This window comes from Flavobacterium luteolum, from assembly GCF_027111275.1.
Taxonomy (GTDB): domain Bacteria; phylum Bacteroidota; class Bacteroidia; order Flavobacteriales; family Flavobacteriaceae; genus Flavobacterium; species Flavobacterium luteolum.
In genome coordinates, this window is record NZ_CP114286.1 from 4,412,485 (window position 1) to 4,431,663 (window position 19,179).

The 19,179-nt window shown below is 35.3% G+C and carries 13 protein-coding genes; 2 read left to right on the forward strand and 11 right to left on the reverse strand.

Translation table 11 applies throughout. The annotated features are described in order from the left end of the window. Positions 1 to 316: 316 nt before the first annotated feature. Positions 317 to 2,317: a heavy metal translocating P-type ATPase gene (locus tag OZP10_RS19010; RefSeq protein WP_281632268.1), complete on the forward strand. Its 2,001-nt coding sequence runs from the start codon at positions 317 to 319 to the stop codon at positions 2,315 to 2,317. Positions 2,318 to 2,356: 39 nt separating this feature from the next. Here OZP10_RS19010 and OZP10_RS19015 read toward each other — a convergent pair whose 3' ends face one another. The 11 genes from OZP10_RS19015 to OZP10_RS19065 all read right to left on the reverse strand — a co-directional run bounded on the left by OZP10_RS19015 (position 2,357) and on the right by OZP10_RS19065 (position 17,974). Next, on the reverse strand, positions 2,357 to 2,755 hold the full coding sequence (locus OZP10_RS19015) for a tautomerase family protein (protein ID WP_281632269.1): 399 nt from the start codon (positions 2,753 to 2,755) through the stop codon (positions 2,357 to 2,359). Between the two features lie 54 nt (positions 2,756 to 2,809). After that, entirely contained in the window at positions 2,810 to 3,460 is a 651-nt protein-coding gene (locus OZP10_RS19020; RefSeq protein ID WP_281632270.1) for a VOC family protein, read from the reverse strand. A gap of 266 nt (positions 3,461 to 3,726) precedes the next feature. Further along, positions 3,727 to 5,181: a sulfatase family protein gene (locus OZP10_RS19025; RefSeq protein WP_281632271.1), complete on the reverse strand. Its 1,455-nt coding sequence runs from the start codon at positions 5,179 to 5,181 to the stop codon at positions 3,727 to 3,729. Positions 5,182 to 5,324: 143 nt separating this feature from the next. Beyond that, positions 5,325 to 7,640 carry an arylsulfatase gene (locus tag OZP10_RS19030; RefSeq protein WP_281632272.1) on the reverse strand — a complete coding sequence of 772 codons (2,316 nt, stop codon included), beginning with the start codon at positions 7,638 to 7,640 and terminating at the stop codon, positions 5,325 to 5,327. Positions 7,641 to 7,931: 291 nt separating this feature from the next. Further along, positions 7,932 to 9,074, reverse strand: coding sequence for a cytochrome-c peroxidase (locus tag OZP10_RS19035; RefSeq protein WP_281632273.1), 1,143 nt, complete (start codon positions 9,072 to 9,074; stop codon positions 7,932 to 7,934). 105 nt (positions 9,075 to 9,179) lie between these two features. Next, positions 9,180 to 10,643: a hypothetical protein gene (locus tag OZP10_RS19040; protein ID WP_281632274.1), complete on the reverse strand. Its 1,464-nt coding sequence runs from the start codon at positions 10,641 to 10,643 to the stop codon at positions 9,180 to 9,182. After that, positions 10,630 to 12,090 (reverse strand): RagB/SusD family nutrient uptake outer membrane protein, encoded by a 1,461-nt coding sequence (locus OZP10_RS19045; protein WP_281632275.1) that lies wholly within the window; start codon positions 12,088 to 12,090, stop codon positions 10,630 to 10,632. Before OZP10_RS19045 ends, OZP10_RS19040 begins: the two co-directional genes overlap by 14 nt. Positions 12,091 to 12,093: 3 nt before the next feature. Continuing rightward, positions 12,094 to 15,450, reverse strand: coding sequence for a SusC/RagA family TonB-linked outer membrane protein (locus OZP10_RS19050; protein ID WP_281632276.1), 3,357 nt, complete (start codon positions 15,448 to 15,450; stop codon positions 12,094 to 12,096). Between the two features lie 10 nt (positions 15,451 to 15,460). Then, positions 15,461 to 16,564, reverse strand: coding sequence for a FecR family protein (locus OZP10_RS19055; protein ID WP_281632277.1), 1,104 nt, complete (start codon positions 16,562 to 16,564; stop codon positions 15,461 to 15,463). Positions 16,565 to 16,631: 67 nt separating this feature from the next. Further along, the gene (locus OZP10_RS19060; protein WP_281632278.1) at positions 16,632 to 17,231 is read right to left on the reverse strand and encodes an RNA polymerase sigma-70 factor; all 600 of its coding nucleotides are present in this window, start codon (positions 17,229 to 17,231) and stop codon (positions 16,632 to 16,634) included. Positions 17,232 to 17,542: 311 nt separating this feature from the next. After that, entirely contained in the window at positions 17,543 to 17,974 is a 432-nt protein-coding gene (locus OZP10_RS19065) for a DUF1810 domain-containing protein (RefSeq protein ID WP_281632279.1), read from the reverse strand. Positions 17,975 to 18,336: 362 nt separating this feature from the next. Here OZP10_RS19065 and OZP10_RS19070 point away from each other — a divergent pair, with 362 nt between their 5' ends. Next, positions 18,337 to 19,086, forward strand: a complete 750-nt coding sequence (locus tag OZP10_RS19070; protein WP_177209889.1) for a 4-hydroxy-tetrahydrodipicolinate reductase — start codon at positions 18,337 to 18,339, stop codon at positions 19,084 to 19,086. Positions 19,087 to 19,179: the final 93 nt, after the last annotated feature.

Sequence of the window (19,179 nt, forward strand, 5' to 3'; positions counted from 1 at the left end):
AAGACACAAAGTTTTTTTAAAGATGCTAAGTTGAGAAGAAACTAAGATGATGAGTTTTTTCTCATTTTATGTCATTTCGACGAAGGAGAAATCTCCGCGAGAAGCTCGACAAAAATTGGGTTTTCGGTGCGGAGTTACTTGTGGAGATTTCTCCTTCGTCGAAATGACAAATAGAACGTTTAATTCTCATTCAGTAAAAAACTTAGTGCCTTCGTGGCAATAAACTTTACCACAAAATGCTTAAATTTAGGGCATTATTTAAAACAAAGTTTTGCTAACCTGAAACATGAAACTTTAAAAGTTAAAAAAGTTATCCATGATACATCAAGATAAAGAAGTAAAAACGATAAAAAATAAGACCAAACCTTCCTGCTGCTGTTCTCATGACGAACCCGTGCACTCTGATAATGACGGGCACAATCACGAAGGGCATGATCATGAACATAACGCAAACGGCAGTCTTTTTCAATTGTTTCTGCCATCAATTATATCCTTTGTTTTACTGTTAATCGGAATTGGTTTAGACAACTATTTTCCGCAAGATTGGTTTAAAGATTATGTTAGAATCGTTTGGTATGCCATTGCCTATCTTCCGGTTGGACTTCCGGTTTTAAGAGAAGCTTACGAAAGCATTGTAAAAGGAGATGTTTTCTCTGAGTTTTTCCTTATGTGTATTGCCACAATTGGTGCTTTTGCCATTGGTGAATATCCTGAAGGTGTAGCTGTTATGCTGTTTTATACGATTGGAGAAACCTTTCAGGGAATGGCGGTTACCAGAGCCAAATCAAGTATTAAAAGTCTCTTAGACCAGCGTCCCGATGAGGTAAATGTTTTAGTAAATAATGTTGCAGTAAAAGTAAAAGCCAAAGACGTTCAAATTGGAGCGGTTATTCAGCTTAAAGCTGGAGAAAAACTAGGATTAGATGGTGTTTTGCTATCAGATTCAGCTTCGTTTAATACAGCAGCATTGACAGGAGAAAGCAAACCAGATACTAAAAAGAAAGGCGATACCGTTTTGGCCGGAATGTTAAACGGAAATACCATTGCAGAAGTAAAAGTAACAACTGCTTACAACGACAGTAAACTGTCTAAAATCCTGGAGCTAGTCCAAAATGCCACAACTAAAAAAGCGCCAGCGGAATTATTCATCAGAAAGTTTGCGAAAATTTATACCCCAATTGTAGTCTATCTGGCAATTGCAATTTGTTTGCTTCCAATGCTTTTTGTAGACAATTATGTTTTTAGCGATTGGCTTTACAGAGCTTTGGTTTTCTTGGTTATTTCTTGTCCGTGCGCTTTGGTTATCAGTATTCCGTTGGGTTATTTTGGCGGAATCGGTGCTGCAAGTAAAAACGGAATCCTTTTTAAAGGCAGTAATTTTCTCGACAGTATTTCGACGATTCAGAATGTGGTGGTAGACAAAACGGGAACTATGACCGAAGGAGTTTTTAAAGTTCAAGAAGTCATTATAAAACCCGAATTTGATCAGGCAGAAATCTTAAAACTGGTCAATGCTTTAGAAAACCGAAGCACACATCCAGTAGCAACGGCCATTCATAATCATGTTGGGCCAGTAGATCCTTCTGTTGAACTGAAAGATATCGAAGAAATTTCAGGTCATGGATTGAAAGCTTCTTATAACGAAAAAGAGTTGCTGGTAGGGAATTTTAAGCTTTTGGATAAATATGTGATTTCGTATGATATTGATCCGTCTTCAATTGTTTACACGACTATTGCAATTGCTTACGGAGGTCAATTTGCAGGCCACCTTACAATTGCTGATGAAATTAAAGAAGATGCTCAAGAAACGGTTTCAAAACTAAAAGCATTAGGCGTAAAACTTACTATGTTGAGTGGAGATAAAGCCAATGTCGTTCAGTTTGTTGCAGATAAAATCGGAATTAAAAGTGCTTTTGGTGATTTGCTTCCAGAAGATAAAGTCAATAAAGTCAACGAAATTAAAGCTAAAAACGAAACCGTGGCCTTTGTTGGCGATGGTGTAAACGATGCGCCAGTAATTGCTTTGAGCACAGTCGGAATTGCAATGGGAGGTTTAGGTAGCGATGCTGCGATCGAAACAGCAGATATTGTTATTCAGGACGATAAACCTAGTAAAATTGCAATGGCAGTCAATATCGGAAAACAGACCAAGAAGATTGTCTGGCAGAATATTACACTGGCTTTCGTAGTAAAAGCCTTTGTACTAATTCTAGGCGCGGGCGGACTTGCCACAATGTGGGAAGCCGTTTTTGCCGATGTTGGAGTAGCGCTGTTAGCGATATTAAATGCGGTTCGAATTCAGAGAATGAAATTTTAAGATAAAAAAAGCCCGATTCGTACGAATTGGGCTTTTTCCTTATTTCTTTAAATGTTTTTGTTCTTGAATTTCTCCATTGCCAAAAGACCAGTTTTCATGACCATTATTTTCCAGTAAAACAATAATTATGTTGTTGATCAAGATTTCAGTTGAAGCCGAAATTTTTGAAGCAATTTGGTGATATAGCTTTTTTTTTTGTTCTAAAGTTCTTCCTTGTCCTGCAGTTATTTGCACAAAAATAATTTCGTCAGAATGCGAAATTCCTAAATAACTTTTAGGGTATTTTAATTGATGCGGTTCTAGTTCTTCAATCACATGAAAATAATCATCGACAGGAATATTAAATTCTTCAATTAAAGATTGATGAATAGCTTCAGAAATAGTATTTTTTGTTTCAAGCGAAAGCTTTTTGGGAAGACTGATTCTAACAAATGGCATTTTGATTCATTTTAAAAATTAGATAAAAATACAGAATTTAGAATTGGCAGATTATTAAAAATCCAATTCAGTTATATTTTCATTATTCTCTAAAGTAATTTTCAACGGATTACTTTCAGAAGGAATTTGAGTTGGATACCAATTTCTAGTAGGCTGCACCAAAATCAATAAACCTTCATGATCGCCAATTGCAGCAAATTTATCGGTATTGGTATTTTGAGAAAAGAAATGAAGTCCGTGTTCTTCTATTAATTGATTTCCTAATTGTAATGGACTTTCCGTAACAATTCCGATTTCGCTAATGTTTAAAATAGAAGCAGCGTTAAATTCTCCAATTTGTTCGTTGTTAAGATCATGTCGAGCAATGAATTCGAGTAAATTTCCATTGTGATCAAAGAAATAAATAGAATGCGCATTCCAATTTTCGAAATTCGTAACGACACTTTTATCTTCTAAAACAATTAAATCAACTTTGTTTTTGCACCATTGAATAGCTTCTTCAAGCTGATTTTCGGGAATATTGAAAGCAAAATGATAGATGGAATTAAACTCTTTGTCTTCGACAAATTTTAAAATTGAAGTTCCTGCTTGAAATGTTATCGATTTTTGGTCATTTTCCAGAATGAAAAGCCCAAAAATGTTTTGATAAAATGCTTTCGTTTTTTGAATATCGTTTGTTTTAATTTGTATCTGATCTATTCTCATGACAATAATTTTTTATAAAAGAAAAAGGCTTCTTTTGAATGATAAACAAATTTAGAAAATGCCTGTGATATCAGGGATGCGGCGCTATTTTTTACGTCAATGAAAGGATAGTAAATAAGTATTGGCTGAATTCAAATCGCATCTCTAAATATTTTATTAAAGTTACAAAAAGACAAACAGGAAGTGTTGTAAGATTATCGTAAAAACTTTCATTTTGCAATCTATGTGCATATAAAAAAGTCCGATCATCATCGGGCTTTTTGTTTTTAATATGTAGCAGGTTTTCTAACATTTTTCCCCACTTTGTTATTCAAATCATCACCAAGATCTTCTCTTGCAGTATCGGCAATTTTCTGGATTTCGGCTACTATTTCGGGATATAATTGCTGCACATCTCGGACTTCTCCCGGATCATGTGCTAAATCATAAAGCGCCATTGGAAATTCCGTAGAAGCACCTTCTCCGCGATAACCATCTTTTCCTTGTAATTTTTTGTTGTAGGTTGTGCCTTTATGCGGAAAAACCAATTTCCAATGTTTATAGCGAATGGCTTCTAAATTATTGCTTCCAACTCCGAAATAATAATAAAAAATTTCTCTTGGACCTGAAGCTGTTTTTCCAGTCAAAACAGGAAGAAAATTCAAACCATCAATTTGGTTTTTTGGTAAAGCAGCACCTGTAATGGAAGCAATTGTAGGCAACAAATCCATATTGGTCATTAGCGAACTATTGACCGTTCCAGCTTTTATTTTACCCGGCCAACGAATTAAAAACGGAACTCTTGTACCGCCTTCCCATGTAGTTGATTTCCCTTCTCTAAAACCTCCCGAAGAACCTGCATTGTCACCAAAAACAAGCCACGGACCATTGTCGCTGGTAATAATTAAAACAGTGTTTTTGGCAATTCCTTCTTTATCTAATGTGTTTATAATTTCGCCAATTGACCAGTCCAGTTCCATAATAACATCTCCAAAAAGACCTAAATCACTTTTCCCTTTAAACTTGTCTGAAACGGCCAAAGGAGCGTGAGGTAGAGGATGCGTTAGATATAGAAAAAAAGCATTTTTTTTGTTTTTCTGAATAAAACCAATCGCTTTTTCGGTAAAGAGAGTTGTTAATTTTGAAGCATCTTTGATATTTTCAATCGTATCAATAATGGTTGTATTGCTGATTAATGGAAGCGGAGGGAAGCTCGAACGCATGTCTTTAGAATCGGTAACTTTTGAGTAGCCGTCATAATCAATTGGCCATACATCATGCGAATACGGAATTCCGAAGAATTCATCGAAACCATAATTTGTTGGCCAATAAGGAAGTTCGTTTCCTAAATGCCATTTTCCGTAATTAGCCGTTTTGTAACCGTTTTTCTTCAAAAGCGAAGCAATAGTTTCCTCATTCGGATTCAAAGCGTGTTTGGCTCCAGGAAGCAATACACCCGACATTCCTATTCTATTAGGATAACAGCCCGTAAGTAAAGCCGCTCTCGATGCTGTACAAATGGCCTGTCCAGCATTAAAGTTGGTTAAACGCATTCCTTCCTCGGCAATCTGGTTGAAATGCGGAGTGTTAACTCCCGTCATTCCGTAGGGTTCTGTGTCGCCATAACCCATATCATCCATGTTGATGATAATGATATTGGGTTTAGAATTTGAATTTTTATTCTGAGCAATGCTTAAAGAGGCAATTGCCAAAAGAAAGAGCAAAAAGAAACTTCTTTTCATGATTTGTGGTTTTTGGAATAATTAATAATGGCATGGCGTATAAGTTTGGTTGACCACAAATATATTCAAAAGATGAAGTTGAGAAATAAAAAAAGCCCATTTCACAAAGAAATAGGCTTTTGTTTTTATTTTGAGAGAATCAATTATGGTTTCAAATCTACCACCACTTTTTCGATTTTTCCTTGAAAAGTAAAAGGAGCATCATAAGTTCTGTTTACAGGTGTTCCAAAGTCTTCACCAACATCTAAAGTCTCATCGGCAGAAAAACGGCTTGGCACTGTTTTCGGAATATCACCGCTGGCTACTTTTTTGCCGTCAACAAGCAAAGTTGCTTTAGCCGATTTCCCGACACCGCCGCCTGCGTAATCAAAATTAACTACAATTTTGTGTTTGCCTGCAGTTAAAGCGGTTGGCGATTGTATGCTCCATTTATGATTTGGATAGTGAGAAAAAGCATAAGCAAACGTTGGTTTACCTTTTTGAAGCATTAAAGCCAATCCGGCAAAATAACCGCCTTGCGTAATAATCATACCTTCTTGGCCAGCTTTTACATCGACATCGGCTGTTATGCTGAATGATGTATTTTTCATATTAGGTGCCATTCCTTCTGTGATACGAGATGTACCTTGGTGAAAAGTAAATTGATTTCTGCCTTTATTTAAATTAGGACGATTTTCGGGATTTACTCTGTCTATATAACGATCATCAAATGGGAAAACTTTGTATTTTTCAGCTTCTTCCATAAAATCCTTTTGCATTTCTTTTAGCTTTTCTGGATTTTGCGCTGCAATATCATTTGCCTGGCTATAATCTTTCGTTAAATCATATAGTTCCCATTTATAATCTTTTACAGGATCTTCGGTTGGTACAGGATGTCCTTGCCACGGAAGGTTTTTTGGAGTTGTGCTCGCCATCCATCCGTCTTTGTAATAAGCTCTGTTCGCAATAACCTCAAAGTATTGTGATTTGTGTGTTTCGGGTGCATTGGCATTATCAAAAGAATATACAAGACTTTTTCCTGCCATTGGCGTCTGATCGAAACCATCAACTTTTTTAGGCTGCGGAATATTTGCTGCTTCAAGAATGGTTGGAACGATATCAGTTATATGAGTAAACTGGCTTCTTATTTGGCCCACTTGTTTGATTCTTGCCGGCCATGAAATTACCATTCCTGTGCGGCTTCCACCTAAATGTGATGCGATTTTTTTATCCCACTGAAAAGGCGTATTCATAGCATGTGCCCAGCTGTGTGAAAAATGTTCAGCCATCCACGGCCCGCCAAAATCATCTAAGTGTTTTAGCATAAATTCCTCGGTGTCAACTTCGCCATTAACCATAATACCAATTTCACTAGTTAATCCTTGTCCTGTTGGATCTTCGGCACTAGAACCATTATCTCCCATAATAAAGATGACCAAAGTATTATCATATTGACCAAGATCTTTGATGCTTTGCAATATTCTTCCAATCTGATAATCACAATGCGCAAGCATTCCGGCATAAACTTCCATTTCTCTGGCGGCTACTTTTTTCATTCCTGGCGATAAAGCATCCCATTTTTGGTAATCTGCAGGAGTTGGTGCCAATAATGCATCGGGAGGAATAATACCAAGCTTTTTCTGATTTTCGTAAGTTTCAATTCGCTGTTTATCAAATCCCTGATCGAATTTTCCTTTAAATTTTGCAATCCATTCTTTTGGTGCTTGATGTGGAGCATGCGCAGTTCCAGGTGTATAATAAGCAAAGAAAGGTTTGTTAGGAGAAAAATTCTTTTGAGTTTGTATCCAATGAATGGCGTGATCGGCTAAATCTTTGTCTAAAATATATTCAGAATTTACTTTATCATCTTTTAAATACGGATCTACTGGTTTTGTTCCTTCAAATAAAGCAGGTCTAAATTGATGTGCGTCGGCACCTAAAAAGCCATAGAAATATTCAAAACCTAAACCTGTAGGCCATAAATTAAAAGGTCCTGCTGGAGTAGATTGCCAGTCGGGCACGTTATGATTTTTTCCAAACCATGAAGTTCCGTAACCATTGTCGGTTAAGATTTTACCGATTGTAGCAACGCTTCGCGGCACTAAACTGTTATAACCGGGATAAGGAGTTGAGAATTCCATAATAATTCCTGTCGCAGCAGTATGATGATTTCTTCCTGTAATTAAAGCTGCTCTAGAAGGAGAACAAACCGCTGTGGTATGAAAACGGTTGTAGCGTAATCCGCTTTTGGCAAGAGCATCAAAATTAGGTGTTGGAATTGGTCCTCCAAATGTAGAACTTGCTCCAAAACCAACATCATCAATCATAATCAGTAAAACATTTGGTGCACCTTCAGGCGCACTAATTTCTTTTGGCCATTCTATAGGATCAGAATCTTTAATTGTTGGAGCAACTTTTCCCACTTTTTGATAAGGTTCAATGGGTAAAACTGTTCTGTCGGGCCAATTTTGGGCATACATTTTACCAAAGGCAAGAAATGCAATGAGTACTGCGAAAAAAGTTATTTTTCATAAAATTAAGTGGTATTATATTAATATAAAAAAAACAGTGATAACTTTTTTAAGAACTTGTATTTTAGTTGAATACATAGTAAATGTACAAAAAATAAAGTGCGCTATTTAAAATAATGTTAAAATTTTTGCTCAGACGATTTCTATGCTTTTTTCGAATAAAAAAAGCCTATTTCATAAAGAAATAGGCTTGAAAGATTTGCAAATAGTTGGGGCAAAATACAAATCATTAGAACTAACTTATTTGGGCATTTCTGGAATTATAATTCGTCTTGTTGGAGTGCTTAAAGTTTCTATAAATGCGAGTAAATCGCCGATTTCTTCTTTGCTCAAATCTAGCTTTCTAAGCATTGGATCTGCTTTTGGAATAAGTGAATCTCTTGCAGTCCCTAGATATTTCTTTTGAACAGGAGACGGATTTCCTAAATTGTATAATTCGACAACATCTAATAAAGTTGGAAAATGTCCGTGATGCATCCACGGTTTTGTGTTTACGACTTCACGAAGCGTTGGCGTTCTAAATTTGCCAATATCTTTTACATTTTTAGTAACATTATAACGCCCGAAATCTTCATTTTTTGTTCCGAATAAAGTCTGTCCGTCATTATGAAACTGATTATCGCTGAAATAAGGCGTATTATGGCAATTGATGCATTGTGCTTTAGTTCTAAACAAATGCATTCCTTTTACCTGCTGATCGGTAAATGCGTCTGATTTTCCGTTTACAAACTGATCAAATTTACTTTTCGGACTATTGATTGATCTTTCGAAAGTGGCAATGGCGTATTGAATTCTTTCTAAAGTCACTTTTTTATCGCCAAAAGCGGCAGTAAATAAAGAATTATAGCCTTTTATCTTTGCAATTTTATCTACTGCAATAGTCAGTTTTTCATTCATTTCTAAAGGATCCTGAACAGGAAATTGTGCTTGATCTTCGAGACTTGATGCACGTCCGTCCCAGAACAAAGAAGTGGCGTAGGCTGCGTTTAAAATTGTCATCGAATTGCGTTTTCCAGTTTGGCGATCATGGCCAAAAGAACGCGTTAAATTATCCGTCCAACCCAATTCAGGATTATGGCAGGAAGCACACGCAATTTGTCCGCTTTTAGACAACCTCGGATCAAAAAACAATATTTTCCCTAAACTTTCCTTTTCTTTAGAATACGGATTATAAGCTGGATAAGGAACCGCAGGCAAAACGCCAATATCCTGAAATTTGGCTTTATCGACATTTTCGTGTAATTCCGCAGCAGGCCATTTTGACGAATCTCCACTGGAATACAGTTTCCGTAATTCCTGAATGTCAATATAATCGGGACCTTCAGCTGTTTTATAAGCCGATAATCCAAGTAAGAATAGGAGAGGGAAGATTAGTTTTTTCAATTCTTTTTTGTTTTTTGTTCTTTTTTGTTTCAGGTTTCAAGTTTCACGTTCTGTTGCAACGTGAAACTTGAAACTTGAAACTTGAAACCTGAAACCATTTTCATATTAAAGAGAAACTTCTTTAGGACATGAAATACTCAATGCTGTTGGTTTTGGATACGTTTTGTTATTGTACATTCTGTATTGTGTCGAAACCGTTCCTCCAAACAGTTTATCGTTGGTCAGTTTTAATTCAAATGAAATTTCATATAAACCTGTGCTGATTTCTTTATAGGTTCCTTCTCCAGAAATGGCAATAACATGCGTATTTGTAGCACTTGATCCGATAGTAATATCTTGCGGAATCACGAGAACGGTTCCTTCCGTTTTGTTATTTCCATTTGCTGGGAAAAACTCCAAAGCCGAAGTGATATTAAATCCAGGCGAAATTGCGGCAGAGTTACTTTCGTTAGAAAACCATCTTTTTAAACCAAAAGAATTGACTGTATTTGTCCCGCTAGAAACGTTAAAACCGATTTTGAAAGCGTCGTGGTAAATGTCATCGTTAGGGTTTGTTGTGCCTTTATCGCTATATAAAATGGCGTTTGGATCGTCTTTGGTCACGACAACTGGATAAGTTAAAGCATTAAAAGTCTGCCATGTACAGTTTCCATTATTATTAAACCAATGTTCGCCATAAGTCAGATAAAAGGCATTTGTAGAATCTGTAAATTTAGATGCTGGATTGGCCTGAATATCTCTCGGAGATTTTATTGGTTTTGCGATGGTTAGATTGGTATTTCCTGTAGCAGTGTAATTAGGAATATTTATTAAAGTAATCTTCGATTCGTAACGGGCATCATCATTTTGAAGATCTTCTAAAAGAGTTAAATGGTACGTTACAGAACTTCTGTTATCGCCAAAATCATCATGCGTTAAAGAATATTCAAAACCATTTTGAAACTTGAAAAAGTTAGCGTTTTCAATTTCCTCAGGAAAGAAACCATTTGGGAAATTTACTTTAAAATCGATTGTTTCGCCTACTTCGCCTTTCACATTATATTGTGTTACCGGAAAAGTATAATTGGTGGCAATGGTTCCTAAATCTATTTTGAAAGTATTGTTTGGATAGGCCGAATTTAAATTCCCGATATGAATATCAGGATCAGAAACCGTTTCAAGCTTTAGATTAATACTTTGATTTTCAGTCCATCTTTTATCAAAAGAAACATAAATAGTATCGGTTAGTTTGTTTCCTTGAAATGAAAGCTGATTTACCGGATTTACACTAAAACTATTTGCAACGCCTGATGTTTCTGCACTAAAATTGGCTGTAACGGCTTTTTTTAAGGAACGAGTGGTAAGAGTTACAGGAACTTTTAATGTTTTTACAGATTTGTTTTCATAAGTGGACTGTGGAACTAAATTTCCGTTTATAGCAGGATATTCCAACGGAGAATTATCTGCTTTTACCAAGAAGTTAAATCGTAAATACGGATCAATTTCAGAACCTAATTTATAATCGTCTTTGGAACAGGAAATATATAATAGGGCGGTAAATAATACGCTGAATATCTTAATACGAGTCATTTTGCTGCAAGTTTGGGTTAAGATTAGTGTTGAATGTTGGAATTGGCAGTACATATTTTAGAGACGGATAAGTCAAACTGCACACATTTGCAAGACAGCCGTCGGTTCTAGAAACATCTTTATGGTTTCTGGCAATATCGAAGAACAAAAAGCCTTCAAAACACAATTCTTTTCTTCTTTCTAAAAAGATATCTTCTTTTAGATTTGCTGTATTGGTCAATAATGAAGCATTGGCACGGGAACGAATCGTATTAATGTCTGCCATTGCAATATCGGCTCTGTTGGTTTGTAAAGCTGCTTCGGCACGAATCAAATACATTTCGCTAAGTCTAAAAGCGACATACCCTGCATTGTCTTGAAACTTTTTGGTAAAACTATAATTTACGTAAGTCTGAACGCCATCAACCAATGTAAAAAGAGGTTTTACCAAGAAAAGCTGCTTTCTTAAATCATTGTTTTCATATAAATTAATCAAATCATTTGAAGCGGTATATTTTTCAAAACTCAAATCTGTATTATAGCCAAAAAATTTTGACATTGATCCCGAAACATTGTTTTCACTGTCTGTAGGAATAGCAAATTCAAGTAGAATTTCTGAAATTGGAAGATCTGGTTTTGCCCATTCTGTTAATAGGTTTTCTTTACTGGTTAAAACGGTTCCAGAATTGGCAATAACATCATTTGCTGTTTCGTAAGCATTTGCCCAATCTCCTTTTTGAAGATAAACTCTCGCTAATAAAGCTTTTGTATTTTTTTGATTGAAAAAAGAGTAAGCAGCGCCCGAAAGCAATGAGTTATCCGAATAATTAGCAATAGCAGTCTGGAGATCATTAATAAGTAAAGCATACGTTTCTGCAGCGGTTTTACGTGCTGGATATTGAATGCCGCCTTTTATAGATGCGGTGCTGTAAATGATTCCTAAATGCGATGCATCTGCAGTATATTTATAATCTTGACTGTAAACCAGCGATAAAAGAAAATGCGTATAAGCTCTTATAGCCAATGCTTCTGCTTTGATCTGATTTTTTTCTGCAACGGTAGCATCGGTTAGGGAAGGAGTATATTCTAAAATTAGATTTGCCTGATTTATAATATTATAACTATCATCGTAAAATGATTTGTAATTACTCGTCAATGCTTGATCATCAAAAGAATAAGCCTGTTCAACATTAGATGGTGTCGAAACTTGTCCTTTAAGACTTCCTGTTGCAATTGGAGTAAATTTAATATTTCCGCCTTGTAAATCTGCATAAACAGCATATCGTTCTGATCTTACATTGGCTTCTAGTGAAGAATAAAGCCCTCTAAGCGCTTGTAAAACGCCAGTTTTATTTTGTAAAAGTTCGTCTATAGAAGTCTGTGTTCCGGGTTCTTGTTCTAAAAAGTCACTGCAGCTTTGCAATGAAAATAGTAGAAAAAATATGGATAGGTATTTTGAATATTTCATTTCTTAAAATTTAGCATTAATTCCCAGCGAAATTGTTCTTGCCTGCGGATAGATATAACTGTACTCTCGTACGCCGTTCATTCCTTTTGGACTTTTTTCTTTGTACCAATACGCCACATTTGTAGCATCGGCAAAAACAGAAAGTGCATCCAGAAAAGTATTTTTTAACGGTACGTTATAGCTTAAATTAATATTGCTGATTCTGATGTAAGTCGCATCATAAACATATTTGCTTAAGTTGGTTATAATTGGCGAAAGCGTAACGGCAGATTGTGTAACATTATCACCTGGGTTTCTCCAATAATCATAAGCATTTACAGAAAGATTTCTGTTTGTTGTTACGTTATATTGATCAATAAGAACACTTGATGCTAGAAAGTCTCCGCCAATTTGATAATCGCCTCTAATCGATAAAGTAAGATTATTATAGAAAGTAAAATTATTATAGAAACCTCCATAAGCATCTGCCTGTTTGTCTCCAATAGGTTCCCAGTCAGCGATTGTGTATAATTCGCCATACGTTTTAGCATCGTAAACTTGGCCATTTTTCTGAACAAGATCTCTTCCTGTAGCAGGATCTACGCCAACCCACTTAACTCCCCACAATGTCGTAGTGCTGTAGCCAATTTTTTGTGCCAATGCCAGATTTGCTACAGAATAGTCGCTTCCTAAACCTTTTAAATCGGTTACTTTGCTGTCTACTGTAGAAATATTGAACGCTGTTGTCCATTTAAAGGCGTTACTTTTTATCCATTTAATTCTTGTAGTAAGCTCAAAACCTTTGTTGTACATGCTCGCTGCATTTAATTGTATTGAACTATAACCCGTTTCAGTAGGAATGTCTCTTGCTGTAATTAAATTGCTTTTATTATCATAGTAGTATTCTAAAGTCAATTCGATTCTTTTGAAAACATTAAAATCAAATCCAGCATTGAATTTTGTGTTTTTTTCCCAGCTTAATCTGCCGTTTGGAGCCGCTCCAGGCGTTGCTTCTATATCGCCATTGTATCCATTTTGGCTGATATTGTACAAACCTTTAGATCGGTACGAACCAATTTTAGAATTTCCTGTTGTACCATAACTGGCTTTTAATTTCAGGAAATCAATCCAAGAATTAGAATTCAGAAAATTTTCATTGCTAATAATCCATCCAGCACCCAAACCACCGTTATGAGCCACATCGGTATCATCTCCAAAAACAGAACTCTGGTCACGACGGTAATTGGCCAATAAGAAATAGCGTTTTTTGTAATTGTAGTTTACTTGCGAGAACAAAGAAACCCTAGAGTTATAGCTAATTTCGTTTCTATAACTCTGTCCATCTGTAGATTCATCTTTTGGCGTATCTGGATTGTCGTCTCGTATTGCTTCAGAAACTTTATGAATGTATTCTGGGTTTAAAAATCCAATTCCAGCTTTATAATTAAAATCAGTTTTATCCTCAGCAAGTTCAAAACCCACTACACCATCAATTTCATGAGTTTCGTTCCATTGTTTATTAAATAAAGCTTGTCCTTGCCAGTTCCATTTGGTAGAATTTCTCTGATTGATAACACGACGTCCCCAAGCTGGACGCGAAATTCCATCTAACATAAAAGTACCGTTAGGCTGGCCGCTTTCATTTGCTGCTGAAAAATAGCGATCCTGTTCTTTATCGGTATAATCCATTCCAAAAAGAGTCGAAAATCGAATATTTTTATTGAGTTTATAAGACAAATTCAAACTCCCTAAAAGACCAAAAGTCTGTGCTTCGTTTTTATTTTGCTCAATTGCCGCCAAAGGATTTCCTCTTGTTGTACCGCTTACGCCCAAATTGGCATAAGAACCATCAGCATTATACAAGGCAAGGGTTGGAAGGTAGGCGAAACTATAAAAGATATTCGGCGCATCTTTTTGGACATAACTAGGATTCAGCATCAAGTTAATGTCCCATTTGCCAGAATTGTAACCCAAATTGATTCCCGCGTTTAACTGTTTGGTTTCATTGCCAATCTGCGGTTCATCGATTTTGGTGTAACTTACATTAGTTCTATACGAAAATTTAGAAGTAGAGCCCGAAACATTAAAATTATACTTATTGTATATTCCTGCACGATTTAATATATTAAACCAATCGGTATTGATACCATTATAAGAAACAGGAACATAACCTGGAGTAGTGTTTTTCATGAACTCATTTCGCAGTTCTGTATATTGTTCTCCGTTTAAATATTTAATCTGATTTATGGCAGAAGAAACTCCAAGCTGATTGGAGAAACCAAATTGTGTTTTTCCTTTTTTCCCCTTTTTGGTTGTAATCAAAATTACGCCATTCGCTCCGTCAGCACCATAAATACCAACCGCTGCAGCATCTTTTAAAACAGAAATAGTTTCAATATTCTCTGGAGCAATTTTCATTAACGGATTCGCCAGATTTTCGGCATAATCGCCATTTCCATTAAAGTTGGCGCTGTCAATTGCATATTCTTCGCTCATAACCACACCATCTACAATAATAAGAGGCTGAGACGAAGTTCCAGTAATGGCACCGCTTAAAGAAGACAAAGTACCTTGTCCGCGAATATTGATTTTAACCGGACCACCAATGCCAGAAGTATTTTCAACCATAACTCCAGCAATCTGACCTGTAATCATTTTGTCAAAACTTTCAGAAGCCTGTTCAACCGCAATATCTTTTGCCTGTAAAGTCGAAATACTTCCAACAATTTCCTCCTTCAATTTAGTAGTGCCATAAGAAGAAGTAATCACAACAGGATTCAGCTCATCGGTAGTTTCCTGAAGATAAAAAACAAACGTTTTTTTGTCTTCTGCTTTTTGCGACTGAGTTTCCATTCCTAAAAATCCAGCTTCAAGAACCAGATTTTCGATATTGCTTCCTTTTAACTGATAGACAAACTTTCCGTTAAAATCGGTTATAGCGCCCATTCCAGTTCCTTTTATGCGAATAGAAGCGCCTGGAAGAGGCTGTCTGTCTTTTGCATTGTAAACCGTTCCGCTAATCATTCGCTGCGTTTCCTGAACAGTATTATTTGGAGCGTCAGAAATTGAACTCGTTAAAAGAACTTGTTTTTTCTGAATGTAAAATGAAATATTTTTGTCTTTTAATAACTGCGTTAAAGCCGTTTCTAAACTGACATCATTTACATCTAAATCACCAAGCTGATCGGCATCAATTTTTCTAGCATTATAAATGATCCTGAAATCGGTTTGCTCTTCAATAGATTTGATAATTAGGCTTATAGGTTTGTTTTTTGCATGTAATGTTATGAGTTTATTCTGAGAAAATCCTTTAAATCCAGATATGAGGAGGGCTAAGAAAAACAGAATTTTTCTTAAAGCGGGCTGTATCGTAAATGTCATGTTTATTTATTTATCGCGGATTGGTGATGGTAATCGTTTTTTGTTTAATGGAATAATTAAAAGGCGTGTCGCGTTTTAGCAGATCTAAAATGTTTTCGACACTAGATTCGCTAGTATTTATTGTACCAGTAAAATTCTGTCTGGCCAAATCAGAATTTTCATTGATAATTTCAACGTCGTAGGTACGCTGAATAATTTTAGCGATTGTAGAAAATGGGGTGTCTTTAAATGCCAGTTCTCCTTTTGTCCAGGCTGAGTAAAGGGAAACATCAACATTTTTGAGGGTAATTTTTTTAGCATTATTTTGCCAAGTTGCCATTTGATTTGGCTCAAGCAAAATAACATTCGAAGGATCTGCGGTTTCAGACATCTGGATGCTTCCTTCTATTAAAGTGCTGTTAACAGTAGGGTTTTCGGGATAAGCGCTCACATTAAACTTTGTCCCAAGAACCTTAATATCAACCTGATTGGCGTTTACAACAAACGGATGTTCTTTGTCTTTGGCTACTTCAAAAAATGCTTCACCGGTTAAGTATACATTTCTGTTTCCGTTTAAGCCAAATTGTTCCGGATAACGCAAAGAACTGCCGGCATTTAAACTCACAATAGTACCATCTGAAAGTTTAAGTTTAAAGCGTTTTCCGTACGGAACCGAAAGCGTATTGTAAATCACTTTCTGATCCTGAACTTTACCAAAATAAATAATTTCAGTCGGAAATTTTTTGGCAATCAAATCACCTTTGTCATTTAACAATGCAGTTTCTTTTTTTCCAGATATATATTCCAGACGGCCGTCGCCCAATTCCAGAACAATTTCTTTTGGAGTTTCAGATTTGCTGTTAAATAAGTAAAAAGTTGTTCCTAACCCCAAGAACACTAAAAATATCGCAGCATATTGTAAATACTGTCTAATGCTATTTTTTGGTTTCATCTGGATTACTGGAACCGTTTCAATAGATAAATCAGAAGAAAGAGTGGTCAATGCCCAAATCTTCTTCGCTTTTATAAATTGTTTTTTGTTTTCTTCTGATGCTTCGATCCAATCAAAAAGTGCCTGAACTTCTTGTTCTGAAGCTTCATTAGAAAGGTATTTATGTATTATTTCCGATGTCATATTTGCGTTTTAAAACTTCTCGCCATTATAAGTACACCTCAGAATTAAAATACCCTACCTTTTATTCTTAATTATTATAAATAAGGATAAAAATTAAGAACAAATAATCAGATAATCGGGTTTTTAAAATCTTCAAAGCCTTTGTCATATGGGCTTCGACAGCTTTTAAAGAAACTCCCATTTCTTCGGCGATTTCTGCATTTTTTTTATTCTCGAAACGTTTTTTTATAAAAACTTCTCGCGTTTTTGGTGGCAGATCGCTGATAGATTCCTGAATTATACGTTCTAACTCGGTTAATTCTAAAGTGTCGAACTGAATGGAGTTTAAAACCTCAATATCCAATTCTCGCTCTTTGTGGTTTAAGAGGTCATTTTTGAATTTATCCTTCACTTTATTGTGGCGAATTAAATTCAAACATTTTGATTTGGCATAGGTAAACAAGAAAGCCTGAATTCCGTTAACAGATTCCACATTTTCTCTATTTTGCCACAAGTGTAGTAAGGCTTCCTGAGCCAGATTTTCGGCTTCGTCCTGATCGTAAATGAACTGAAGGCTGAAAGACTGGATTCTTCTAAAATATTTATCGTAAAAAAACTTAAATGCAGTTTCGTCGCCTTCCTTAAAGGAATGGAAAAGATCTAATTCGAAACGGGCATTATCATTCATTAAACGAAATTTACTTTGAAAAAAGCAATATTAAGTAAATTTAAAAAACAACTCAATTTTGCTCAGAAAGCGGCAAATATAAAAGTTTATTTATATTAATTCTAAATAAAATAAAATTATTGAGTGTTTGAAGAAAATTTATTCAGAATAAGTTTATTTACGTGTTTATAGCTAACCGCAAAGAGCGCAAAGGTTTACGCAAAGTTCGCAAAGTTTTTTACCAAAGCTTTGCGAACTTTGCGTTTTAATAAAGCTTTGTATAGAATCAATCTTTGTGCTCTTTGCGGTTAAATAAGCGGTTTCAAAAAATATCAAAGATTGCTATATAATAATTGCAGTGTATGAAAATCGGATGAACCATCAAAGTGTTTGTGAAGCACTTCCTGAAAAATTGGTTCTGTATTTTGAACGCTCGCAAATAATGTCATACAGGATTGAAGATTTTCTAAGTCGATGCTTTCAAAAATATCAGAAACATTTTCTTCCTTTTTGACTAGTTCAGAAGTGATTTCTATAAGATGTTTTCCTAGAATTGGATGCTCTAGAAAAGCAATTGCTTCATCGGCATTTTTGATTTCGTAAAATTTGGAAGTATCATTAGAACCCATTCCTTTTATCTGCGGAAATATAAACCACATCCAAGGAGATTCTTTTTTACCATTTTTAATTTCGTCCAGAGCTGTCAAATACAATTTATTCTGAGCATCTAAAAAACGAAGCAGTCCATTATTGTTGTAGGCCATTACTTACTGATATTTATTTGGGGTATCAGGCCATAAATCTAGTCAAAATATGTTTACTTGTATAGAGGGAGATTCTTTTTTTAATGCCATTTTTTAACATTTTAAACAGAATAATTTAGAAAAGCGATTCGGTGTAAAATTGGATAGATTTATTTTGCATTAACAGATAAAATCGTATTAATAAATGATTTTATTGTTATAAAATGAAGTTTTAGTTGGTAATTCTGTTATGATTTTCCTATTTTTATGAACAAGCGGTTTCTAAAACTGCTGTATTCTTTAAAATTAGAATTGATATTTACTTCTTTATAATATCAATATTTTTCAACGGGGCAGTCTCGCCCATAAAAAATAACATGCTTATGAAAATAGGATTAATCGGATTCGGAAAAACTGGAAAATCAGTAGCTTCAATATTATTAGAAAATAAAAAATTCTGCTTAGAATGGGTTTTAAGACAAAGTACAGTTTTGGAACACAGATCGGTACCAGAATTCTTTGGAGTGCAGTCAGAAGAACCCGGCTTAATCTATTCTAGTTCCAAAACTTCTATCGAGGAATTATTAGATAAACATCCTGTCGACGTTATTATTGATTTTTCATCACATCAGGGAATTTACACGTACGGAGAAGCGGCAGCCAAAAAAAATATAAAAATCATTTCGGCAATCTCACATTATAAAGATAAAGAACTAGATTTTTTAAAGAAACTGGCTAAGAAAACTACAGTATTTTGGTCGCCTAATATTACTTTAGGAGTAAACTATTTATTATTTGCCGCTAAATTTTTAAAGAAAATTGCACCTTGGGTTGATATCGAAGTAAACGAAGAGCATTTTAAAACCAAACAGGGAACATCTGGAACAGCAGTAAAAATTGCCGAAGCACTAGACGTTGACAAAGAAAATATTAATTCGGTTAGGGCAGGAGGAATCGTTGGAAAACACGAAGTTATTTTTGGTTTTCCTTTTCAAACCGTGCGTTTAATTCACGAATCGATTTCGAGAGAAGCTTTCGGGAACGGAGTTATTTTTGTGGCCGAAAATCTAAAAGAGAAAGAAAAAGGATTATATAATTTTGAAGATATTCTGACGCCTTATTTTACGGTTTAATTTTTTTTTGCCGCTAAGACACAAAGGCACTAAGTTTTTTTAATCTCGCAATCCCGATAGCTATCGGGAGCAGAGGCGCAAAGTTTTTTATTG